This is a genomic window from Peribacillus sp. GL_122, from assembly GCF_057835005.1.
Genome location: NZ_CM174415.1, coordinates 647,802 through 669,297 on the forward strand (window position 1 = coordinate 647,802; position 21,496 = coordinate 669,297).

At 38.5% G+C, this 21,496-nt stretch carries 23 protein-coding genes and 1 pseudogene; 21 read left to right on the top strand and 3 right to left on the bottom strand.

Going from position 1 to position 21,496, the window contains the following annotated elements; translation table 11 throughout:
- Window positions 1–67: 67 nt before the first annotated feature.
- The 15 genes and pseudogenes from AC3ISB_RS03130 to AC3ISB_RS03200 all read left to right on the top strand — a co-directional run bounded on the left by AC3ISB_RS03130 (window position 68) and on the right by AC3ISB_RS03200 (window position 13,450).
- Window positions 68–1,402 (top strand): LLM class flavin-dependent oxidoreductase, encoded by a 1,335-nt coding sequence (locus tag AC3ISB_RS03130; RefSeq protein ID WP_430095936.1) that lies wholly within the window; start codon window positions 68–70, stop codon window positions 1,400–1,402.
- A gap of 38 nt (window positions 1,403–1,440) precedes the next feature.
- Window positions 1,441–1,701: a glutaredoxin family protein gene (locus AC3ISB_RS03135; RefSeq protein WP_141992636.1), complete on the top strand. Its 261-nt coding sequence runs from the start codon at window positions 1,441–1,443 to the stop codon at window positions 1,699–1,701.
- 121 nt (window positions 1,702–1,822) lie between these two features.
- Window positions 1,823–2,356 (top strand): GNAT family N-acetyltransferase, encoded by a 534-nt coding sequence (locus tag AC3ISB_RS03140; RefSeq protein WP_489275534.1) that lies wholly within the window; start codon window positions 1,823–1,825, stop codon window positions 2,354–2,356.
- 20 nt (window positions 2,357–2,376) lie between these two features.
- The gene (locus AC3ISB_RS03145; RefSeq protein WP_098370535.1) at window positions 2,377–3,195 is read left to right on the top strand and encodes an amino acid ABC transporter substrate-binding protein; all 819 of its coding nucleotides are present in this window, start codon (window positions 2,377–2,379) and stop codon (window positions 3,193–3,195) included.
- 32 nt (window positions 3,196–3,227) lie between these two features.
- On the top strand, window positions 3,228–3,935 hold the full coding sequence (locus AC3ISB_RS03150; protein WP_141992633.1) for an amino acid ABC transporter permease: 708 nt from the start codon (window positions 3,228–3,230) through the stop codon (window positions 3,933–3,935).
- A gap of 20 nt (window positions 3,936–3,955) precedes the next feature.
- The gene (locus tag AC3ISB_RS03155) at window positions 3,956–4,666 is read left to right on the top strand and encodes an amino acid ABC transporter permease (protein ID WP_480339852.1); all 711 of its coding nucleotides are present in this window, start codon (window positions 3,956–3,958) and stop codon (window positions 4,664–4,666) included.
- Window positions 4,663–5,433 (top strand): amino acid ABC transporter ATP-binding protein, encoded by a 771-nt coding sequence (locus tag AC3ISB_RS03160; RefSeq protein ID WP_098370538.1) that lies wholly within the window; start codon window positions 4,663–4,665, stop codon window positions 5,431–5,433. Before AC3ISB_RS03155 ends, AC3ISB_RS03160 begins: the two co-directional genes overlap by 4 nt.
- Before the next feature lie 22 nt (window positions 5,434–5,455).
- Window positions 5,456–5,965 carry a GNAT family N-acetyltransferase gene (locus AC3ISB_RS03165; RefSeq protein WP_480339853.1) on the top strand — a complete coding sequence of 170 codons (510 nt, stop codon included), beginning with the start codon at window positions 5,456–5,458 and terminating at the stop codon, window positions 5,963–5,965.
- Window positions 5,966–5,979: 14 nt separating this feature from the next.
- Window positions 5,980–7,120, top strand: a pseudogene (locus AC3ISB_RS03170) (amidohydrolase).
- Between the two features lie 439 nt (window positions 7,121–7,559).
- On the top strand, window positions 7,560–8,564 hold the full coding sequence (locus tag AC3ISB_RS03175) for an LLM class flavin-dependent oxidoreductase (protein WP_141992630.1): 1,005 nt from the start codon (window positions 7,560–7,562) through the stop codon (window positions 8,562–8,564).
- An 87-nt stretch (window positions 8,565–8,651) separates the two neighbouring features.
- Window positions 8,652–9,485 carry a MetQ/NlpA family ABC transporter substrate-binding protein gene (locus tag AC3ISB_RS03180; RefSeq protein ID WP_098370542.1) on the top strand — a complete coding sequence of 278 codons (834 nt, stop codon included), beginning with the start codon at window positions 8,652–8,654 and terminating at the stop codon, window positions 9,483–9,485.
- Window positions 9,486–9,535: 50 nt separating this feature from the next.
- Complete coding sequence (locus AC3ISB_RS03185) at window positions 9,536–10,615, top strand: methionine ABC transporter ATP-binding protein (RefSeq protein WP_480339856.1); 1,080 nt, start codon at window positions 9,536–9,538, stop codon at window positions 10,613–10,615.
- Window positions 10,557–11,207 (top strand): methionine ABC transporter permease, encoded by a 651-nt coding sequence (locus tag AC3ISB_RS03190; RefSeq protein WP_076371001.1) that lies wholly within the window; start codon window positions 10,557–10,559, stop codon window positions 11,205–11,207. Before AC3ISB_RS03185 ends, AC3ISB_RS03190 begins: the two co-directional genes overlap by 59 nt.
- Window positions 11,208–11,242: 35 nt before the next feature.
- Window positions 11,243–12,094 (top strand): MetQ/NlpA family ABC transporter substrate-binding protein, encoded by an 852-nt coding sequence (locus tag AC3ISB_RS03195; RefSeq protein ID WP_179086149.1) that lies wholly within the window; start codon window positions 11,243–11,245, stop codon window positions 12,092–12,094.
- 12 nt (window positions 12,095–12,106) lie between these two features.
- Window positions 12,107–13,450 carry an LLM class flavin-dependent oxidoreductase gene (locus tag AC3ISB_RS03200; protein WP_489275537.1) on the top strand — a complete coding sequence of 448 codons (1,344 nt, stop codon included), beginning with the start codon at window positions 12,107–12,109 and terminating at the stop codon, window positions 13,448–13,450.
- A 195-nt stretch (window positions 13,451–13,645) separates the two neighbouring features.
- Here AC3ISB_RS03200 and AC3ISB_RS03205 read toward each other — a convergent pair whose 3' ends face one another.
- A complete protein-coding gene (locus tag AC3ISB_RS03205; RefSeq protein ID WP_489276844.1) occupies window positions 13,646–14,431 on the bottom strand; it encodes a glucose-1-dehydrogenase in 786 nt (261 codons plus the stop codon).
- A gap of 18 nt (window positions 14,432–14,449) precedes the next feature.
- Complete coding sequence (locus AC3ISB_RS03210) at window positions 14,450–15,301, bottom strand: GRP family sugar transporter (RefSeq protein ID WP_144550520.1); 852 nt, start codon at window positions 15,299–15,301, stop codon at window positions 14,450–14,452.
- A 214-nt stretch (window positions 15,302–15,515) separates the two neighbouring features.
- Here AC3ISB_RS03210 and AC3ISB_RS03215 point away from each other — a divergent pair, with 214 nt between their 5' ends.
- A complete protein-coding gene (locus AC3ISB_RS03215) occupies window positions 15,516–16,076 on the top strand; it encodes a thioredoxin family protein (RefSeq protein ID WP_489275539.1) in 561 nt (186 codons plus the stop codon).
- 186 nt (window positions 16,077–16,262) lie between these two features.
- Here AC3ISB_RS03215 and AC3ISB_RS03220 read toward each other — a convergent pair whose 3' ends face one another.
- Window positions 16,263–16,808, bottom strand: a complete 546-nt coding sequence (locus tag AC3ISB_RS03220) for a helix-turn-helix domain-containing protein (RefSeq protein WP_098370550.1) — start codon at window positions 16,806–16,808, stop codon at window positions 16,263–16,265.
- A gap of 401 nt (window positions 16,809–17,209) precedes the next feature.
- On the opposite strand from AC3ISB_RS03220, the gene AC3ISB_RS03225 reads away from it, so the two are divergent.
- From AC3ISB_RS03225 to AC3ISB_RS03245, 5 genes are read left to right on the top strand one after another with little or no spacing between them, the layout of a single operon-like run.
- A complete protein-coding gene (locus AC3ISB_RS03225; RefSeq protein ID WP_034305547.1) occupies window positions 17,210–17,449 on the top strand; it encodes a PLD nuclease N-terminal domain-containing protein in 240 nt (79 codons plus the stop codon).
- A complete protein-coding gene (locus AC3ISB_RS03230; RefSeq protein ID WP_098370551.1) occupies window positions 17,446–18,351 on the top strand; it encodes an ABC transporter ATP-binding protein in 906 nt (301 codons plus the stop codon). The genes AC3ISB_RS03225 and AC3ISB_RS03230 overlap by 4 nt, the downstream gene beginning before the upstream one ends.
- A complete protein-coding gene (locus AC3ISB_RS03235) occupies window positions 18,348–19,136 on the top strand; it encodes an ABC transporter permease (protein WP_141992622.1) in 789 nt (262 codons plus the stop codon). The genes AC3ISB_RS03230 and AC3ISB_RS03235 overlap by 4 nt, the downstream gene beginning before the upstream one ends.
- A 49-nt stretch (window positions 19,137–19,185) precedes the next feature.
- Window positions 19,186–19,902 (top strand): ABC transporter ATP-binding protein, encoded by a 717-nt coding sequence (locus AC3ISB_RS03240; protein WP_489275542.1) that lies wholly within the window; start codon window positions 19,186–19,188, stop codon window positions 19,900–19,902.
- On the top strand, window positions 19,877–21,469 hold the full coding sequence (locus tag AC3ISB_RS03245) for a hypothetical protein (protein WP_489275543.1): 1,593 nt from the start codon (window positions 19,877–19,879) through the stop codon (window positions 21,467–21,469). Before AC3ISB_RS03240 ends, AC3ISB_RS03245 begins: the two co-directional genes overlap by 26 nt.
- Window positions 21,470–21,496: the final 27 nt, after the last annotated feature.

Genomic DNA, 21,496 nt, shown 5'->3' on the forward strand with positions numbered 1-21,496 from the left:
TCAGCAATTAGGGAAGTTGGTGGATGTCAGCAAAGCTGAAAACCGATTAATTAAAGGAGGAGTATTGATGTCTGAGCAGAGAAAGTTGAAATTTGGAGCGCTTATTCATGGAGTTGGAGGGAGTATATCTGGTTGGAGACATCCAGACATTCAAGCAGATGCCAGTGTTAGTCTTGAATTTTATAAGGAGCAGGCCCAGAAGGCTGAAGAGGGAAAGTTCGATTTACTTTTCATTGCTGACGGATTGTTTATCAATGAGAAGTCAATACCGCATTTCTTAAATCGATTTGAACCACTTACCATTTTATCCGCACTCGCTGCTTTCACATCAAGAATAGGGCTTGTCGGAACAGTTTCCACCTCATACAGTGAGCCATTTACTGTAGCTCGGCAATTTGCTTCACTTGATCACATTAGTCAAGGTCGTGGCGGATGGAACCTTGTTACTACCCCTCTTGAGAGTACGGCCTTGAATTATAACAAAACGATTGAAGAACACCCTGATCATGCCAAACGCTATCGGATAGCATCAGAATATATACAAGTCACCAAAGGACTTTGGGATTCATGGGAGGATGACGCGTTTACTCGGGATAAAGAGTCCGGTGAGTTTTTTGATTCTTCAAAAATGCATCAATTAAAGCATAAAGGAGAATTTTTCTCCGTGCAAGGACCACTCAACATTGCCAGATCTAAACAGGGGAGACCTGTCGTTTTTCAAGCTGGTTCATCAGAAGCTGGCAAAAATTTTGCGGCTAAAGAAGCGGATGCAATCTTTACAGGTCAACCAACATTGGAAGATGCAAAGATTTTTTATCAGGATGTAAAAAACAGGGCTATTGCATTCGGGAGAAATCCTGATGAAATTGTTATTCTGCCAGGTATCGCGCCAATCATTGGTGCAACTGAGGAAGAGGCGGAGCACAAATATCAAGAACTCGCTAACCTAGTTTCTATAGATAAGGCGCTTGACTATTTGGGACGCTACTTCGATCATCATGATTTTTCCCAATATGAACTGGATGCACCTTTCCCAGATCTCGGAGACATCGGAAAAAACAGTTTCCGAAGTACGACTGATCGAATTAAACAGGAAGCGAAGGAGAAACAGTTAACGCTCCGTCAAGTAGCACTTAAGGAGACAACACCCCGGACTTCTTTCATTGGAACTCCAGAGAAAGTAGCGCATTTGATTCAGCAATGGTTCGAAGAGAAGGGGGCGGACGGATTTATCTTTTCTTCAAGTGTTCCAAATGCTTTAAGTGACTTTGTAGACTATGTGGTTCCTATCCTTCAAAAAAGGGGAATATATCGTACTGAATATGAAGCAGAAACCTTAAGAGGCAACTTGGGGCTTCCATTCCCGGAAAATCGTTATGCGAAAGAAAGCATTAATCAATGATTGAAGAATCAATTTAAAAATTGAAGGAGGAATAAGAAATGGGAGAAGCGTTATCTGTCGTCGTTTGGTCAAAACAAGGATGTCACTATTGCGAGGAGGTTAAACAATACTTAAAAGAAAAGGAGATCGCTTATCAAACGGTGGATGTTACCAATCATGATGATCGGCGAGATATTTTAGAAATCAAATATGGTGTTCGATATGTGCCCATTATTGAAATTGGGCGAGGTAGTGTATATGAGAGCGTTACGGAAATTGGAATTCCTCATCTTGAAAAAGTACTTAAACGTGTACAATAACAAAAAATCATGCGTTAAAATCTAAGTCTATAAGTATGACTGATTGAATTAAGGAAAGATTGCAGAAATAAATCCGACTATTCTTGTGTAAATAATAAGTTATAGAAATGGGGAGTTAATCATGACACAGTTAATCCGTCTTGCCACTGTAAAGGATGCTCCAGAAGTGCTAAACGTCACACTTCGGGCTTATGAACCAATCAGAGAATTGAATATTAACTTTCTTGCTGCGACAGCCGATTTACAGCTAGTGACGAATAATATTAGGCGGAATCTCACTTATGTTTTAGAGGAGCAGGGCCAAATTGTTTCCACTGTGACAGTTCGTCATCCATGGAATGATCCTGATCATTTCAGTCCGTACCCATTCATTTGGTGGTTTGCAGTCGACCCCCTATACAAACAAAAAGGTTTTGGCTCGACTTTGTTAACCTGGGTGGAAGAAAATGCACTTCGGAAACAGGTGAAAGCGCCGGCTGTCTATTTGGCGACAGCTGATCGTCACCCTTGGCTAGTTTCCATTTATGAAAGAAGGGGCTATGAGATTTTTGCTGAACGGGATCACGATGGAGAAAAAATTGTGTATCTTCGTAAAATTCTAGATGAAACGTTGTATCGCATTATTGAAAATAAAGAACCAATTGTTAGTAATTAAAAACGTACGGGGGAATTGAGATGAAAAAAACATTACTAATTGTTATGGCACTGCTACTAACTTTTTTAGGAGCTTGCTCTTCAAAAGAAACAACGAGTACAGCAAAATCTGGGGATTCAAAAGATAAAAAAGTTCAGAAAATCATTGTTGGAACAGGGACGCAATTCCCTAATATTTGCTTTTTGGATAAGAATGGTAAGCTAACAGGGTATGATGTCGAGTTGGTTCGTCAAATCGATGAAAAGCTGCCTGAATATGAATTTGAATTTAAAACGATGGAATTTTCTAATCTATTATTAAGTTTAGAAACGAACAAAATAGATTTTGTTGCTCATCAAATGGAAGTGAATGATGAACGGGAAGAAAAATTTCTATTTAATAAAGAACCCTACAATGTCTTTCCGCTTCAAGTTACAGTTCATCAGGACAACAATGATATCCATTCCATTAAAGATCTAAAAGGAAAAAAAGCGATAGTGAGTGCAACGAGCAATTCTGCTGTTTTTCTTGAAAAGTATAATAAAGAAAATAATGCCGGTATTGAAATAGTCTATTCTGGCCAAGGCACAGATGATACGAAGAATCAAATCAAAACTGGTCGGGCGGATGCTACCATTACTACACCATTTGCAGTCGACTTCTTAAATAAACAAGCAGATGCACAGCAAAAGGTTGTGGGTGAGCCGCTTCTTAATTCAAAAGTATACTTTTTGCTAAGAAAAGACGAAACGCCTTTACAGAAGAGAATTGATGAAGCACTTGTGGAACTGAAAGAAGAAGGGGCAGTTAGCGAACTAAGTAAAAAGTGGCTGGGCGCCGACTATTCAGTGGGATTTTAATTAGATAGTAGTAAGCGCGGAGGTGCTAAAGCATGGGGAAAGCATTTGATCCTTCATTAATCGTCGATTTCATTCCGACGTTAATATATTATCTTGGCGTAACATTGAAAATTCTGGCAGCATCCGTTTTATTAGGAATGGTCATCGGGATAGCGGCAGCCATCCTGAGATTATTTCGTATCCCTGTTTTGAATCAAATAGTCATTTTGTATATTTCATTCATTCGGGGAACGCCTATTTTAATACAATTATTTCTAGTTTTTTATGGACTGCCTGCAATCCTTATATTCATTAATATTGATATTTCAAGAATGGATGCTCTGTATTTTGTCATTATTACGTATGCATTAAGTAATGGGGCGCATTTCGCAGAAATATTCCGAGGAGCAATTAAGGCTGTCGATTATGGGCAAACGGAAGCAGCCTATTCTGTTGGCATGAATAATAGTCAAAGTTTTTTTCGAATTGTGCTTCCTCAGGCAATAAGGATTGCTTTTCCGAATATCGCAAACTCTATTATCGGATCCTTGAAGGATACCTCACTTGCCTTTACCATCGGCGTAATGGATATGATGGGTAGGGGAGAGACATTGATTGCCGCAACTGCACATGCTCTCGAAGTCTATCTCTCATTAGCCGTTATCTATTATGCAGTCGTGCTATTGTTCGAGAAAATATTCAGACTTTATGAAAACCGCATTAATCGGCATCAAACTGTTGATGTGTCTGTTACTGGATAACAAAGAGAGGAGGGAAGGACTTGACGATTGATATACCATTCATTTGGACTGCTTTTAAGGAGATTATTAGAGCACTTCCAATCACACTTATCTTAACGATTCTTCCTCTTCTTGCAGGTTTTATTATCGGTCTCACTGTTGCCTTGATAAGGATATATAAAGTGAAATTTCTAAGTAGAGTTGCAAATGGATATGTTTCCTTCTTTAGAGGAACACCGATTATCATGCACATCATGCTCATTTATTTCGGTTTTCCATTATTAATCGATCAAATTTCTAAAAAGTTTGATTTGGGTATTCAATCTAATTCCATTCCGATCATTTTATTTGTCTTAACCGCCTTATCGTTGAGTGCGGGTGCCTATTTATCGGAAATATTCAGATCAGGAATTATCAGTGTCTCCAATGGCCAAATGGAGGCAGCCTATTCCGTGGGCATGAATTCGTTTCAAGCCATGACGCGAATTGTTTTGCCACAGGCCATTGCTCAGTCCATCCCGAATTTCACGAATATTTTCATTGGATTCTTGCATACGTCATCCATTGCTTTCGTTGTATCGCAAAAAGAAATGACAGGAGCGGCCAATATTGTTGCATCCACCAATTTGAAATTTTTGGAGTCATTTATCGCTGCTGGTTTAATTTATTGGGGCCTCACAATCATTGCAGAGGGGCTTTCGTTTTTAATTGAGAAAAAGGCCACTGCCTATAATCAAGGAGGAGTACAATGATTTATTTAAAAGAAATAAAAAAATCATTTAACCAGCAGCCCGTTTTAAAAGGAATTAATTTGAAAATAGGCAAGGGAGAAGTAGTTACCATACTTGGACCGAGTGGATCTGGGAAAACAACCTTGCTTAGGTGCTTGAACTTTCTCGAGAAACCGGATGAGGGAATTGTTCAAGTGGGGGATATAAAGGTGAAGTCTAAGAAGGCGACCAAAAGGGAAATCCTATCCCTTAGAAGACAATCGGCAATGGTTTTTCAGCATTATAACTTATTTGCTCATAAAACTGTTTTGGAGAATGTAATGGAAGGGTTAATTGTTACAAAAAAATATAAGAAAGCTGAAGCGAAACGGGAAAGCGAGCTGTTATTGGAAAAAGTAGGTTTGGGAGATAAGCATAACCATTTCCCTTCGCAATTGTCAGGAGGGCAACAGCAACGTGTTGGAATTGCCAGGGCACTTGCTTTAAATCCGGAGGTGATTCTATTTGACGAGCCAACGTCGGCACTCGACCCTGAGTTGGTTGGGGAGGTGCTTTCTGTCATAAAAGCAATTGCCCAGGAAGGCATCACGATGGTGATTGTAACCCATGAAATGAGTTTTGCTAAAGAGATATCGGATCGCGTTCTTTTCATGGATGGCGGGGTCATTGTTGAAGAAGGGTCACCATTGGAGATTTTCAATGCTCCAAAGGAAGAACGAACACGACAATTTTTAAACCGGATATCAAGAGATTATTCCTTATCGTTATTACAAGAAAAGGCCAATTAAAGGAAGGGGCCAAGGAGGACGTATGATTAATACAATCGTAGTCGATGAATTGATTGAAGAAGATAAAGAGACGGTGCGCCGTTTATTGGTTGAAAGTTATCAACAATATGAACATGAATATTCGAACCCGGAAGCCTGGGAAGGGTATTTAAAAAACATTCAATCTTCCGTGGATAATCCACATGTTGATATGGTGTTGGTTGCAAAGTGCAATCAGGATATCCTTGGTACATTACAGCTTTTTCAGTCATCTGAAAAAGCATATGAAAAGCCGGAACTTGGGATTTTTTCACCAATCATTCGGTTGTTGGCCGTTCATCCCGAATCAAGGGGACGCGGTATCGCACAGGAATTATTAAAAGCTAGTGTAAATTATGCAAAATCGCAAGGTGCGTCCAGTTTGTATCTACATTCTACTGATAAGATGCATAAAGCCATTAAACTATATGAATGGTTTGGCTTTAAACGGGATCGAACGAAGGAATTTCAAAATCATGATATTTTAGTAAAATGCTATCGCTTAGATTTATAGAAGGAGGCGACTGTATGAGTCGAGAGCTGGAAAAGCGCTTAATATCGATACGGCGCCATTTACATCAATATCCGGAATTATCTAATGAAGAGTTCGAAACGACAAAATCGATACAAACGTGGCTCGAGGAAGAGAGCATTGAGATCCGTCATACAGGATTGAAAACAGGTGTTTTTGCAGATATAAAGGGCGGCCAACCCGGACCGACAGTAGCCAAGGGCGGATATCGATGCACTTCCGATTGAGGAACGAACCGGGCTGCCATTTGCTTCGAAAGTAAAAGGAGTGATGCATGCTTGCGGCCATGATTTTCATACGGCAGCTGTAATGGGTGCTGCCTACCTTTTAAAAGAATGTCAATCAGAGTTCTGCGGGACAGTGCGATTGCTTTTTCAACCCGCAGAAGAATTTGGTGGCGGAGCGGTGCATGTGATAAAAGATGGTCAAATTGACGATGTAGCGGCTGTGATTGGGCTGCACAATAAACCCAATTTGCCTGTCGGCACCATTGGAATAAAAGATGGCCCGTTAATGGCGGCAGTGGACCGTTTTCATATTGTTCTTCAAGGGAAGGGGAGTCACGCGGCCATCCCTCAACACGGAAAAGATCCAATAGCGGCAGCGGCTCAGCTTATTACCGCTCTTCAAACTATCGTCAGCCGGAATGTCTCCCCATTAGATAGTGCTGTTGTAAGTGTAACGAGAATTACAGGTGGAAACACCTGGAATGTAATTCCGGGTGACGTCATATTGGAAGGAACGATTCGAACCTTTAATTCTGAGATACGCGAAGAATTAAAGAATAAGTTTTATTCGATTGTGAATCATATCGCCGCTGCTTTTTCACAGGAAGCTGCGATTGGTTGGTTTCCTGGACCACCCGCGCTTCATAATCATCCAGCTGTCACAGAAATGGCACGCAGGTCTGCTTTGGAGCATTCATTACACGTAATCAATCCAGAACCTTCAATGGGTGGTGAAGATTTCGCTTATTACCTTCAACATATCCCCGGTACCTTTGCCTTTTTTGGTACAAACGGAAACGAAGACTGGCATCATCCAGCCTTTACTATTGATGAAAAAGCCATTATTAAAGCCGCTTATTTTTTATCTGGAAGTGCCAAGGATTTATTATCTAACCATGGTAAGTGGTGAACATATTTGACTTAGGTGCCAGACACGATTTCGTGCCTAGTACCTTTGTTGTTGTAACTCCAAAGGTTTCGGTCCACCTTAATTTCAAGTATAGTCATGATGCGAACATTCTCCCCTTTTTTTCCTTCAATACATAGCCACTCTTCTTTCATTCATTCCAGCTTTTCATAGACTCCTCTCTCTCTCATTGATGAATCTTATTCTGAAAGGGTCTAGAAGATTAAATCTCAAACCATTATAGGCGAGAGCTTGGTCAATTATTAGGCAGAGGTATTCCATACTCATAAGCGAATGATAGATTTTTTTAATCAATTAAATAAATTTTTCTATCAATTAAGGTGTTGTCAAGTGCTTGTTTACAATGTTAGGATGAATTTCAATCAAATTAAAACAACTAATTCGATTTGTTAACTTGGTTTTGATGATTGGAGAGAGAGATATGAATTTTAAGCTTGGAATATTAGATCAAAGCCCCATTTTTCCTGGGAATTCGGCAGTTGATGCACTTAAGCAAACCGTAAACCTAGCTCAAAAAGCTGAGGAATGGGGATATACCCGTTTTTGGGTATCTGAACATCATCATATGGAACAAGTTGCTGGCTCTTCACCGGAAGTATTAATTTCTTATTTATTATCGAAGACCACATCCATTCGTGTAGGTTCTGGAGGTGTCATGCTTCAGCACTACAGTCCTTATAAAGTCGCTGAAAATTTTCATGTTTTATCCACGCTTGCCCCGGGCAGGGTAGATCTTGGCATCGGTAAAGCACCAGGTGGATTTCCTTTATCAACAAAGGCATTACAATTTGGAACTGTAAATGATGGAAAGGATTTTGGGGAACGTGCATCCTTATTGCAGAAGATTATTGAAAATTCAATCAATGACGATCATTTGCTTTCTGGTATTCAAGCAACGCCGATACCGCCTGAAAAGCCCGAAACTTTTCTGCTGGGTGCAAGTTCAGACAGCGCTCAACTAGCCGCTAACCTAGGAATGGATTTTGTATTCGCCAGATTTATTAATAGTGATGATACCATGCTGTATGAAGCTTCCTCTGCTTACCGAAGCAAGTACCCAGAAGGTCGTTTTATCGTATCAGTAGCGGTTGTGGCAGCTCCTACCCAACAAAAAGCAGAGGAGCTGGCAAGCGAACACAAACTATTTAAAGTTCATCTTCAAAGTGGCCGGACGCTTACAGTTCAATCACGTGAGCAGGCTGAGTCATTTGAGAAGCAGGCTGGTGAAGCTTACGAAATAGAAGAGCAGACCCCAAGTGTTATTGCTGGGACTCCAGGATATGTTAACGGGATTTTAAAGGAACTTCAGGAAGTTTTTCAAGTGGATGAATTTATTTTGCATACACCGCTTCGAACAGAAACAGAACGGATCCAATCTTTTCAGTTGTTGAGTCCGCTTCTCTTAGGGGATGAGACTATCATATAGAAGGAAAAGAAATACCAGCAGATATGAAACAGCTGATAAATATTTGTTATTCCAATATAAAAAGATAAGAAAGAGGAGTGAGAAACATTGAAGAAAATTAAATGGCTGTCCGTAACGATTTTAACAATAGCATTGCTGGTATTGGGAGCTTGTGGAAATAATGAGCAAACAGGATCGGAGAGTAAAGGAGACAAAGATGAGGTAGTGACTTTGAAAATTAGTGCAGCCTCGATCCCACATGCAGAAATTTTAGAGTTTATCGCACCGGATTTAGAAAAACAGGGCGTGAAACTGGATGTAGTGATTTCTACGGATGGTATTCAAACGAATCAACAAACCGCAAACAAAGAATTGGATGCAAATTTCTTTCAACATACCCCGTATTTAGAGCAAGTAAATAAAGATAGTGGTTTAAATTTGGTTAATGTGAAGGGCGTACATATTGAACCATTTGGTGTCTATTCAAAGAAAATTAAGTCTATAGGGGAATTGTCAGACGGAGCGAAAGTAGCTATCCCGAAAGATCCAGTAAACTTTTCACGCGCGTTACAGCTTTTTGCAGCAAATAATATCATTGAGCTGGATGGTTCCAAGTCAGGGGATTATACGATTGAGGACATTACAAAAAATGATAAAAAAATAGAATTCATTGCAGTCGATTCCCCACTTTTAGTTCACTCGCTTGACGATGTGGAAGCATCGGCCATTAACACAAACTATGCTCTGGAAGGAGGGTTAAAACCTCTAGATGATGCACTGATAATTGAAGGAAAGGATTCACCATATGTAAACATTTTAGTGGCTCGTCCTGATAATAAGGACGATAAAGCGATCCAAAAGCTTGCGAATGCATTAACGACGGAAAAGGTCAAAGAGTTTATTTTAGATAAATATGAAGGAGCCGTCGTGCCAGCGTTTTAAGGGAAGGGAGTATTCTATACCAAGCTAGTAAAAAAGAGGAGGTGGCCACTTTGATTGAATTTCGTCAGGTTTCAAAAGTATTTGATGATGGAGAGAAGAAAATCGAAGCGTTAAAGGAAATTAATATAACCGTTGAAAAAGGGGATATATTCGGGGTCATCGGTTTTAGTGGAGCCGGAAAAAGTACACTCATCCGAACTGTGAATCTGCTAGAATATCCTACTTTAGGTGAAGTGATTGTAGAAGGAAAAGATCTAACAAAGATGTCTGAAAAAGATTTGCGTGAAGCTAAGAAAAATATCGGCATGATTTTTCAGCATTTTAATTTACTTAATTCCAAAACAGTCTTTGATAATGTAGCGATGCCGTTATTGTTAAGTAAAAAAAAGAAAAAAGAGATTGAAGAACGAGTTTATGAGATTCTCCGCTTTGTTGGCCTAGAAAATAAAGCAATGAATTATCCAAATCAGCTATCAGGTGGACAAAAGCAGCGTGTCGGGATTGCCCGTGCATTGGCTACAAACCCTTCCATTTTATTATGTGATGAAGCAACATCAGCTTTGGATCCACAAACAACAAAATCAATCTTGAATTTGCTGAAACGGATAAATGATGAATATAAAATTACCATTCTTATTATCACGCACGAAATGGAAGTGATTAAAGAAATTTGTAATCGGGTTGCAGTGATGGAGGATGGTAGCGTGATTGAATCAGGGGATGTGATCGATATCTTTGCCCGTCCACGAACAGAAACAACACGTAACTTCATTCGATCGGTTGTTCGCGATGAAGTGCCATCAAGTGTTTATGGATTGCTCAATGAGAATACCTATTTCAGCCGTATTTTTAAAATTGATTTTTTGGGATTGAGCTCTGGGCAGTCAATCGTTTCAAGAACAGCGAAGAGGTTTAATGTGGAAATAAACGTTCTGTTCGGCAATATTACTGAGTTACAAGGCATCCCATTTGGTAATTTAATTGTTGAAATAATAGGAAATGATGATGAAATTGGTCGGGCATTACAGTTTATAAAGAATCAAAAGGTTGAAGTGAAGGAGGTTACGAAGGATGGAAGTAAGCAAAGAGCTCATTTTAAACGCCTTGTGGGAAACGCTGTACATGGTTAGTATTTCACTTTTTTTTGGAAGCATCATCGGAATATTCTTAGGCATTTTATTGGTTGTAACAAGAAAAGGTCATATTTATGAAAATAGATTTATTTTTTCTATAGTGAATCCAATTGTAAACATTTTCAGGTCGATTCCGTTTATTATCTTGCTTGTGGCGATTATCCCATTTACAAGACTAATTGTTGGTACGTCGATTGGTACCACAGCAGCAATTGTACCACTCGTGCTTCATATTGGCCCTTATATCTCAAGACTAGTAGAGAATTCGTTATTGGAAGTGGATGAAGGCATTATTGAAGCCGCGAAAGCCATGGGAGCAACGCCGTTACAAATTATTTTCAGGTTTTTAATGCCTGAGGCTTTTGCGTCGTTAATTCTGAGTATAACAACTGCAACAATTGGTTTAGTGGGCGCTACAGCTATGGCAGGAGCTATAGGTGGCGGTGGACTTGGAGATGTAGCGATAACATATGGCTATCAACGCTTTAGCACCATTACGATATTCGTCACCGTTGTAATTCTAGTAATTGTAGTTCAGGGAGTTCAAAGTTTAGGAAATATGTTCGAACGAAAAATTAGAAGGGTGTAGTGGGGGTATTGAACAGAGGGAGAGGGGAATGAATGATGAAAAAATGTATTTTACCTATATTGCTTATCTTGGGGGTGTTATTGACAGGTTGCACAAGTGATTCAACGAATGCAGGAGGGAAACAAACGAAAGTGAAGGTCGGGATTAGAAATTCTGAACTTCGAACATGGGAATTTTTAAAGGAACAGGCTGAAAAAGAAGGGGTAGAAATTGAAATTGTTAATTTCTCATCGGCTTATGATCCGAATGCAGCGCTGGCAGAAGGGGATATTGATATCAACGCCTTTCAACATGTTGCCTATTTAGATTCATTTAATGCGAAAAACGATACAGACATCGTTCCAATTGGGACTACAATTATTGCTCCTCTTGGTTTGTATTCAAGTAAATATAAATCGGTGGAAGAGATTCCAAATGGTGCACAAATTGCTGTGCCCAATGACCAGGCTAACTGGGGGAGAGCTTTATTGTTATTACAAGAAGCTAAACTCTTAAAGGTTGTTGATGACTTTGACGGGAATGGTGGACAGGATAAAATAAAGGAAAATCCGAAGAAAATCAAAATTGTTCCTGTCGATGGTGCAAGTGCCCCACGTGTGATGGAAGATACAGCTGGTTCGGTGATTAATAATGGAGTTGCGGTAGAAGCGGGACTCACTTTAAAAGATGCTCTTGTGCATGAAAGTAGTACTGCAAAGCCATATATAAATATTATAGCGGCCAGGAGTGAAGACCAAGACAATGAAGTTTTCCGAAAACTAGTTGATCTCTATCAATCAGAGAAAACGGCTAAGTTTATTGAAGAGACCTATAATGGAAACTATATTCCAACATTCATTACCTTGAAAGAATTGAGCAGTTATAAGGAGATATATTCTAATAAATAAGGAGAGATTAGAATGGCTCAAGACAGACAGATGAAGTTAGCTGCTTATCTGATTGGAACAGGCATGCATGTTGCGTCGTGGAGGCATCCGGCATCAAATCCGAATGCAAGTATCGATGTAAAAGCTTTGCAAAGACTCTCAAAAATTGCGGAGAAAGGGAAATTTGATCTTGCCTTTGTGGCAGATAGTTTGGCCATTAATCATGAATCACATCCTCAAATACTTAATCGGTTTGATCCGATTGTACTTATTACAGCATTAGCTGCAGCGACAGAAAAAATTGGCATTGGGGCGACAGCTTCTACAACGTACAGTGAACCTTATGTACTCGCTCGCCAATTTGCTTCTGTTGACCATATAAGCGGCGGACGGGTGGGCTGGAATGTTGTTACGACAGCTGATGCGACCGGAGAAACGGCCTTGAATTTCAGTCGCGATAAACATTGGGCGCACGATCATCGTTATGAACGAGCGGAGGAGTTCATCGACGTTGTCCAAGGATTATGGGATTCGTGGGAAGATGATGCGTTTGTGCATAACAAAGAAACGGGACATTTTTTTGATCCTGATAAAGTACATGAGCTTCGGCATAAAGGCAACTATTTTTCAGTTAAAGGTCCGTTGAATATTGCACGCTCGGCGCAGGGGCAGCCGGTTATTATTCAAGCGGGTGCGTCAATACCAGGGCAGCGATTAGCCGCTCGAACAGCCGAAGTCGTTTTCACTCATTGGGATAACATTGAAGAATCGAAACGATATTATCAAGAATTAAAATCGTCTTTAATGGATTTTGGAAGAAGCGGGGAAGAGCTCCACATCCTTCACGGAATTTCCCCTATTATCGGAGAAACCGAAGAAATAGCCATTCAAAAATACAATAAACTCCAAAGTCTCGTTGACCCTTATGAGAGTTTGAAATTCGTTTCTGGTTATATGGGCAACGTAGATTTTTCAAAATATTCTTTAGATACACCAGCGAAGGATGTTGATTTTCCATCAGTAAATAGCATACAAAGTAATTTTAATGAAATGAAGAAAATTATTGATGAAGAAGACATAAAAGTCGGTGAATTATATGCGAGATTTTTCAGTCCTGCCAGACGGGATAGATTTGTCGGTACACCAGCTCAAGTAGCCGATGAAATGGAGTTATGGTTTACTGAAAAAGCTTCAGATGGCTTTATGCTTCAATTTCCACTGTTACCAAGCGACTTAGAGGATTTCGTCGAGTTGGTGGTTCCAATTTTACAGGAGAGAGGTTTGTTCCGTTTGGACTACGAAGGAGACACTCTCCGTGATCATCTTGGATTAAAGAATCCAAAAAATCGCTTTGTTAACGAAGAAATAACAAATTAATGGGAATAAGGGATTAAATTACTCGCATTTTCATTAGAATCCATCAAATAAAGTCATATATAAGGGAAGGACAAAGGAAAGAGGGACTATGGAGAAATCCTAGTCCCTCAAATTCTTTTCTCCTATCCATATACATAAAGGTCTCTTGTTTATAGAAGGGAAATATCAACAGCTACTAAAACTAACAAGTTAAGTTCAGCCCTTTCCTGCTTGGAATCCTGGATATTTGGTCATTCCGCCATCAGCATATAAGGTCATTCCCGTTACGTAGCTAGATTCTGCGGACGCTAGCCAAGCGGCACAAGCGGCAATTTGTTCCGGCTTTCCGATGTATCCCATCGGTATCAGGTCGATGACTTCTTGTTTAGCTTTTGGGTCATTGAATTTTTCGGCATTGATGGGTGTGTCGATTGCGCCAGGTGAAATATTATTAATGCGAATCCCTTTGGGAGCATATTCAAGTGCAAGAGTTTCAGTCATCATCTTCACTCCGCCCTTACTTGCTGCATAGTGGACAAAATGAGGCCAAGGTATCCGGTCATGAACGGATGACATGTTAATGATATTGCCCTTGATACCATGATTGAGCATGTAACTGATTGCTTCCCTGCTTGCCAGGAACATCCCCGTTAGATTTACATCGATGACTTTCTGCCAATCTTCCAACGTCAATTTTTCGCTGGGCACTTCATTTTCAATACCAGCATTGTTGATCATGATGTCGATCGTACCAAAGGTGTCCGCAGCGAATGAAAGCAATTTCTTCACATCAGCTTCCTTTGAAACGTCGCCTTGAATCGCTGCGGCTTTCCCGCCTGCAGCTTCAATCGTTTTAATGATTTCCTCATGGTCGTCATTTTCAGTGTGATAATTTAATACGACATGTGCTTTTTCTTTACCGAACCTTTCGGCCATGGCTTTTCCTAACCCTTTTGCCGCCCCAGTAATGACTACCACTTTTTTCTCTAAATCTTCATACATCATTCATCGCTCCTTTGACTATTCTTTTGTGAAGCCGATCATGACTCCGCCAGCAATTACGAGTACACACCCGATGATGACGAAGGCCATTTGCTTTTTGGATTTTTTCTCTCCTAAAAGAAAGATGCCGCCTAAAGTGGAAATGACGATTCCCATTTGGGAAAATGAAAATGCGATGGCAACGCCCACCTTTGGATTAGCAAGCAGGAGACCGATATTACCGACTGCCCACATCAATCCGGTTAGAATATTACGCCTAGCATACTTATTAAACGGTTTATGTTTGATGGAAAGGAGCAGGGCAGCCAGGAACATGCCGATTGCTTGCGGCAGGATCGCCGACCATCCGTCAACTTCATTCCATCTGACAACAATGACATATGTAACATAACCCACCGTCGAAATGGCAAGATAAAAAACCCCTTTTTTCATGTTTCCCGCTTTTTTGTTATCACCATCGCCGTAGCTCGTCAGCAAGACACCTGTAATTAAACAGATTATTGCAACAATGCCGATGATGACTGTCATCCTGTCATTCCATTCCCTGAAAATGATAACCGCAAAAAATGTATTTCCTAGAATTTGCAGTCCTGTTGAGATGGGAACGGTTTTCGATACCCCGATTTCCTTAACGCTATTGAATTGAAATAACTGCCCGAATGCCCAGCCTATCCCGGAAATGATGCCGACAATCCACACTAGACTGCTCCATTCCGGCGGATTGACGAAAGACATCATAATGGCGAACAGTAATGAACCGATTGTAATGCCAAGCGTTTGATTATAAGAGTTGCCTCCGAGTTTTTCGGAAACAAGCACTAAGCTGCCCCATGTCAATGCAGGGAGTAGCGCAAAGAGAAAACCTTCCACAAAATTTCATCTCCTAAACTAAAAAACAATGTTTTAATGAATATAAAATAGGTAGTTAGCAAGCTATTGAATGTATTTAGAGTTTTCCCTTTACCCGGGAAAGAAAAACATGGTTTTAATTTACCAATTTGTCATTTTATTTTTCAGGGTGGAAACAATGAAATAATAAGTGGTTTATGGTACTTTTAATTTAAAAATAGTTAGGAGAAATAGTATGACGACACTGAATGAATGGTTTGAAAAGGGGATTCCTGCTAAAGAATTTGTAGCTTCGATGAAAGTTCATAAAGAAAACTTACAATCGATTCAGGAGGGTTTTTCCATTTCTGCAGAGGACCAAGGGTTCTTTGATGAATTAAAGACGAAGGAACTTCGAGCCATTGTCATTACTGAAGACTGGTGCGGAGATGCGATGATGAATATTCCTATATTGCTGAATATATCTGAAGCGGCAAATATTGAAACTCGCATGGTTTTACGAGATCAAAATCTTGAACTGATGGATCAATACTTAACGAATGGAACAGCGCGTTCGATCCCTATTTTTATATTCATTGATAATAATGGTGAAGAAAAAGCTGTTTGGGGACCTCGTGCACCAAAGGTACAAGAGTACGTAATGGAGTTGAGGTCTGACCTGCCGGCCAAGGGTGATGAACGTTTCGAGGCAGAGCAAAAAGCAGTTATTAAAAAGATAACTGCGGCTTTTGCTGAAGAAAAGCACCTGTGGGACGAAGTATACAGCAGCATCAAGGAAGCATTGGGGAGCTGCTGACAGCGGGTATGGCACTTTTTGACCTGTCCAAAAAAAGAGTGGTAAACCCATTTTAGAGTTTATTCCATAATGAATGGCTGTTTCAAAACGGAGATTGCAACCTGATTGGTTGAATATATAGATACGTTTCCATCTATAGAATTCACCGTTCTTGAGTCCATGGTTTTGGAACAGCCTTTTCATTTTTTATGATTCTGGAATAATTGTAACGCCGATTGTTCGAATAGGAGAGTCTTGTTTAGCACTTTGATTCGTAGCTTTGTAGTATTTTAACATTAAATCGTTCAATTCATTTTGGAAGTTAATAAAGCTTTCATCATCAAGCTTTAGTTCTAAAAGGGAAAAGGTTGAACCATCCTCCGCGCAGTCTCTTTCTTCTAATTTATTAAGATAGTTTTGATATTGAGTCATAAGGGATAATTGATAATAAGAAAAATAATTCACCTTTTTCTCATTAGAAGATTTTTTCCATTCTTCCCCGCTAAGTCGCGCTTCTTCTTCATTTAAAACATAGTATTTTTCGGAAACGGATCTCACTTTTTTCTCTTTTACAATGCGAATGACCCCTGAATCCAACAGAACCTGTATATGTCTATATAATGTTGCTTGGGGTACATCTTTAATGATTTTTAACATTTCCAATGGTGTTAAGCCATTTTCCCTGTTTCTCATTAAAGCTTGGGTAATCTTTATTCTTACAGGATGCATTAAAATTTCAGCTTTATTAATCATCTTATTCTCCTCACATTGGAAATTATAACTGGATAATTTTCAATCAATTTTAATGTTGGCCATGAATAATAAGTTTAATTCATCATATATTGTAATGTTTGAATCATTTTCATTTAAATAAAAATGACACGGTTTGAAAAATAATATTACAGAAATATTTTTTCGAAGTAAATAATAAGCCTTTTCAAATAAGGGTAAAAAAATAATGTCTTCATGAAATAAAATTTAATAAATAACACTATATTTTTATTATTATTCATTGTGATAATATTATCATTATAAATAACAATAAAAACTAAAACAATATTTTATTAAAGAAAAAAATAGGTGCAAAATTCCATTTTTCATGTTATCATTATCGATAATGATAATAATATTTCGTTTTCAAAGGAGTGGTATATATGGAATTGCATTATGGATGGAACGAATTGAAAGATATTGATTTCATGTCTATTCTGCCGATTATTTTACCGGTAATTGCTATTGGAATGATTTTAGTGCTTATAGCATTAATTGATTTATACAGAAATCGAAAGACGAGGAAAAATGTTTTATTGTGGACACTCATCATTATTTTTGCAAATACTATCGGTCCAATTCTGTATTTCGTTATTGGTAGAAAGGACAGTGAAAGAATATGAAATTAGAGATTAAAAATGTTACAAAAAAATTCAAAGAAAAAACAGCGGTCAGTAATTTTTCAATGGAACTGCAATCAGGGGAATGTGTTGGATTGATAGGGCCAAATGGGGCTGGTAAATCGACACTAATAAAAGTGATTTCAGATATTATAGATCCAAGTATGGGAGAAGTATTGCTTGATGGTAAGAAAATTTCAAAAATGAAAAAGGAAATAGGCTATTTACCACAATACCCAAACTTCTTTCAATGGATGACTGCCAAAGAGACCCTCACTTTCATGGGTCAGCTCTCAGGTATCAAGAGGGAAGAATTATTAAGCGGCATTCCAGAGATATTGTCAAAAGTGGGGTTGAGCGGGGAAGAGAACTCCAAAGTGCGGACTTTTTCAGGTGGAATGAAACAAAGGCTTGGAATTGCACAGGCGCTGTTACATAAACCAGCATTGATTGTCATGGATGAACCGGTTTCTGCATTGGATCCAATCGGCCGAAGAGAAGTGTTAAACATCATAAAAGATATAAAGAAAGATACGACAATTTTATTATCGACGCATATATTAAGCGATGCAGAAGAAATATGTGAGAGGTTTGTCATTATAAAAAGTGGTAAAAAAATTGAGGACACAACAATGTCGGAATTATTAAACAGGAATAGCGGAAATAAAATCAATGTCGACATAACCTCTAAAAGTCAAAAATGGATTGAAAACGTTAAAAGCTTGAACTTTGTCAAAGGTGTAGAGGTAATGGGAAATAAATTGAAGATAGAAGTGGAAAATATTGAGTCAAACAAGAATATGTTACTGGCGAATGCTTTAGAGCATAATGTTGATCTTGTAAGGTTCGAAATAGATAACGATACATTGGAAGAGATATTCTTAAAATTGGTGGTGGAAAAATGAATAATTTTGCCGTTTTAGCTAAAAAGGAATTTGTTCAGATGTTACGTGAATATAAAGTGATTTGGCTACCGCTTGTATTTATATTTTTAGGAATAACTCAACCAGTCGTAAGCTATTATTTACCTTCAATATTAGAGGCACTGGGCGGGGGCCAAGGGATCACCATTGATCCAAGCATGGCTGCCCAAAAAGGCGGCGAAGTTCTTGCTAGTACCTTAGGGTCTCAATTCGATCAGCTAGGGGTCATGATCATCATCGTTTCCATGATGGGAGTCGTACAATCCGATAAAGCAAATGGAATGCTGGCTTTCATTCTTACAAGGCCAGTGACGGTTGGATCTTATATAAGCGGGAAAATCATTTCCAATTATCTGTTTGTTGCCTGCAGTGTAGCATTGGGATATTTGGTTTCATATCTGTATGTAGTTTTTTTGTTTACGAGTGTTGATTTTGGGGATTTAGTAGTGGCTTTGCTGTTCTATCTGCTGTGGATCCTATTTATCGTTTCATTCACGACGATGATCAGTACCATTTTTAATAGTCAGGGTATTATTGCATTAATTTCGATAGTATTTCTCCTCGGCTGTAGAATCATAGTTGGGTTAAGTCCGGTTATAGACAATGTGAATCCGGCAAGCATGAGTAAACATGCCATGGAAATACTGATTTTAGGCACAGTCAATTCACAGGCGATTTGGGGTGCAATAGCGGCACTTGCGTTAACGGCAGTAACGATATTGGTAACGAATATATGGATTTCAAAAAAGAAATTCAATAACGAGTAAGTTGGGGATGGAAATGTGTTAATCATGAAGTGATGGGAGGATGATAACTTTGTTAAGCATCACAGATTTAGAGAAAAGCTACTCGGCCAAGAAGATTTTGAATGGTGTAAATCTAGAAATCAAAAAAGGGGAAATCTTAGGTTTTATAGGGGCAAATGGTGCAGGGAAAACCACGACGCTGAACATTATTACAGGTATTTTAGATTCTGAAAATGGAAAGGTTGAAATAAATGGCCTTACCAAAGAAGACGGCATAGAATATAAAAAACAATTTTTCTTCATCCCTGATACTATCAATGTTTTTAACAATGTTTCGGGATTTGATTGGATTCGTTTCTTGATGAACCTATATGGAAATGATGACAAAGAATGTTTGGGGAAATATATCAATCGGTTTGGGATGCAGGAGTCCATTAAAAAGCCAATGGGAAGTTATTCTTATGGAATGATGCATAAGGTATCCCTGATAGCGGCTTTTACCATTAATCCCCCGATCATCATTATGGATGAACCGTTAAATGGATTAGACCCAAACGCCGTTTTAGTTTTTAAGGGGTTAATCAAACAATATGTTGAAACGGGCGGTACAGTGTTTTTCTCGACGCATCTGCTGGATGTGGCAGAGAAAATTTGTAATACAGTGGCTATTTTAAAAGAGGGGAAAATCATCCTGCATGATGAAATACAAAATATAATAGGTGAAAGTTCATTAGAATCTACCTTTATGGAGGCTCAGGTATATGAAGGAAAAACTTCAGTTAACTAGATTTTTCATTTCTTCCTTCTATAAAATGCCCAAGCAGACAATGTTGCAGGCTGTACTGATAATAGCCGTTTTTTATATGTTTTTGCAGCTGACTGTCGTAAACGCTTTTGTTTATTTTCTTGGAGATACCGAGGTCTTCCTGTTTTATAATGTAACGATTTCTAGCATTCTCGTCTTTGCGTTGGTTTGCTATTTGTCCACATCACAAATATTTGCGTATTATGAATTTAAAGTGTTGGCGCCTCTGCCACTCACCTATAAAGAAATATCAAGGGCTAAGGTGTTAAGTGGCTTATGGGTCCCCATCATCTTATCAATGGTAATCCAGGTGCCAACAATAGGCTTCTTGATATTCGATCTAAAGTTTATGGAAGCGTTTAAATTATTCATATTTTTACCGATTGTCAATGGTTTAACGGCTTTGCTCCTGCTTTTTATCTTATCGTGCATTAATAGGTATTATTATAGATTCAAAAATAAAGTAGCATACTTAATGGTGAACATTGCTGTCATCCTCATGCTTGCGATTATTTTCATTGTATATTTTGCTGGAAAATCATCGATTGCCATATCAAAGGTCATCTCGGAAATAGATTTGAATTCTTTTGAAGGGCTTAAAAACTCGTTGGAATCCATAATGAGACATATGTTTGAAACCGCAAATATGATTCCAGTGATTAAGTGGATACTGGATGCTTTTGTATCAAATGAAATAACAGTTCAATTTATTATTATTTATATTTCGATACTAGTAATTGGTTTCCTATTGTATTCATTTATTATAGAAAACATTTCCGTTAATTATTTCAAAAACGGGTTATTGGGAAATAACAAAGCGAATATGAAAAACTCAAAGGTTAATATATCAAAAAATCAATGGAGTAACTATTTACAAAGAGAGATATGGATCATTAAATCTGAAGCATATTTTAAGATGCAAATCGCTTTAGGTCTTTTATTGCCGCCAGTCTTTTCACTTGTCATGTTATTGCTGATTCAGAATGAAGTGTTCCCGAATTATTTGAATATAACGAAAGAGGGAGTCTTTGATAAATACTTTTCATATTCGATCCTTTTCTTGTGCTGTATTAATAATATAAGCGGAACCCCATATTCAAGAGAAGGGAAATATCATTATTTACTGAAAAGTGCCCCTTTTGATGAAAAATATGTTTATTTTTCTAAAGTGATATTTTCATCAATAATAGGAATTATAGCCGTATTGATCAGCTTTATGATATTTACACTTTTTGGCTATTGGGAAATGGAAAATGCAGTCATGTTATTAATTACTTCTTGTTTAGTGGTTTGCTATAATCTTCTAACACCATTATATGATATGAAAAATCCAAGTATAGAATGGGAGAACCCATCTGCTGCCATTAAATCAAACCCCAATGTATTAATAAGCCTGCTTTATGGATTGCCATTATTAATCATGGTTACAGCCATTCATTTTGGCTTGGTTTGGTTCAGTGTCCAACCCCTGATGGGAGCTCTCATAATATTAATGATCGTAATAGCGATCAATTCCGTTTTGATTAATAGGTTGAAATATAATTTATGAAAGTCGTTATATTAGAAAAGTATATAA

What these genes read in the sequence shown, in the direction of transcription:
- AC3ISB_RS03130 (WP_430095936.1), top strand. Translation starts at nt 68, where the DNA reads ATGTCTGAGCAGAGAAAGTTGAAATTTGGAGCGCTTATTCATGGAGTT.
- AC3ISB_RS03135 (WP_141992636.1), top strand. Translation starts at nt 1,441, where the DNA reads ATGGGAGAAGCGTTATCTGTCGTCGTTTGGTCAAAACAAGGATGTCAC.
- AC3ISB_RS03140 (WP_489275534.1), top strand. Translation starts at nt 1,823, where the DNA reads ATGACACAGTTAATCCGTCTTGCCACTGTAAAGGATGCTCCAGAAGTG.
- AC3ISB_RS03145 (WP_098370535.1), top strand. Translation starts at nt 2,377, where the DNA reads ATGAAAAAAACATTACTAATTGTTATGGCACTGCTACTAACTTTTTTA.
- AC3ISB_RS03150 (WP_141992633.1), top strand. Translation starts at nt 3,228, where the DNA reads ATGGGGAAAGCATTTGATCCTTCATTAATCGTCGATTTCATTCCGACG.
- AC3ISB_RS03160 (WP_098370538.1), top strand. Translation starts at nt 4,663, where the DNA reads ATGATTTATTTAAAAGAAATAAAAAAATCATTTAACCAGCAGCCCGTT.
- AC3ISB_RS03165 (WP_480339853.1), top strand. Translation starts at nt 5,456, where the DNA reads ATGATTAATACAATCGTAGTCGATGAATTGATTGAAGAAGATAAAGAG.
- AC3ISB_RS03175 (WP_141992630.1), top strand. Translation starts at nt 7,560, where the DNA reads ATGAATTTTAAGCTTGGAATATTAGATCAAAGCCCCATTTTTCCTGGG.
- AC3ISB_RS03190 (WP_076371001.1), top strand. Translation starts at nt 10,557, where the DNA reads ATGGAAGTAAGCAAAGAGCTCATTTTAAACGCCTTGTGGGAAACGCTG.
- AC3ISB_RS03195 (WP_179086149.1), top strand. Translation starts at nt 11,243, where the DNA reads ATGAAAAAATGTATTTTACCTATATTGCTTATCTTGGGGGTGTTATTG.
- AC3ISB_RS03200 (WP_489275537.1), top strand. Translation starts at nt 12,107, where the DNA reads ATGGCTCAAGACAGACAGATGAAGTTAGCTGCTTATCTGATTGGAACA.
- AC3ISB_RS03205 (WP_489276844.1), bottom strand. Translation starts at nt 14,431, where the DNA reads ATGTATGAAGATTTAGAGAAAAAAGTGGTAGTCATTACTGGGGCGGCA.
- AC3ISB_RS03215 (WP_489275539.1), top strand. Translation starts at nt 15,516, where the DNA reads ATGACGACACTGAATGAATGGTTTGAAAAGGGGATTCCTGCTAAAGAA.
- AC3ISB_RS03220 (WP_098370550.1), bottom strand. Translation starts at nt 16,808, where the DNA reads ATGATTAATAAAGCTGAAATTTTAATGCATCCTGTAAGAATAAAGATT.
- AC3ISB_RS03225 (WP_034305547.1), top strand. Translation starts at nt 17,210, where the DNA reads ATGGAATTGCATTATGGATGGAACGAATTGAAAGATATTGATTTCATG.
- AC3ISB_RS03230 (WP_098370551.1), top strand. Translation starts at nt 17,446, where the DNA reads ATGAAATTAGAGATTAAAAATGTTACAAAAAAATTCAAAGAAAAAACA.
- AC3ISB_RS03235 (WP_141992622.1), top strand. Translation starts at nt 18,348, where the DNA reads ATGAATAATTTTGCCGTTTTAGCTAAAAAGGAATTTGTTCAGATGTTA.
- AC3ISB_RS03245 (WP_489275543.1), top strand. Translation starts at nt 19,877, where the DNA reads ATGAAGGAAAAACTTCAGTTAACTAGATTTTTCATTTCTTCCTTCTAT.